Source organism: Kumtagia ephedrae (assembly GCF_003012745.1).
Taxonomy (GTDB): Bacteria; Pseudomonadota; Alphaproteobacteria; order Rhizobiales; family Rhizobiaceae; genus Kumtagia; species Kumtagia ephedrae.
This window is the reverse complement of the sequence record NZ_PXYK01000100.1, coordinates 1-255: the sequence shown is the minus strand read 5'-3', so window position 1 is coordinate 255 and position 255 is coordinate 1. Positions and strand designations below refer to the sequence as shown.

The 255-nt window shown below is 63.9% G+C and carries 1 protein-coding gene; it reads right to left on the bottom strand.

The window, feature by feature from the left end; all coding sequences use genetic code 11:
* Positions 1 to 255, bottom strand: a 255-nt coding sequence (locus C7I84_RS29450) for a transposase (RefSeq protein WP_133170194.1), incomplete at both ends; no start/stop codon positions are given.

Below are 255 nucleotides of genomic sequence, written 5' to 3'. Positions count from 1 at the left end.
GGCGGCGAAGAGCTGCAGGCGGATGGCATTGTCGGTGTTGCCGAGGAATTTTCGGATCCTGAGATGCTGCTTGATCCAGCGGAACAGCAGTTCGATCTGCCAGCGCCCCTTGTAGAGGGCGGCGATGTCGACGGCCGGCCGCTCGAGATCGTTGGTCACAAGCGTGATGGTGTCGCCCTCCTGGCGCTTCACGGTGATGCGGCGCAACGGCATCGGCAGGCTGGAATCGCCCTTGCTGGCAAGGCTGACCTCGGC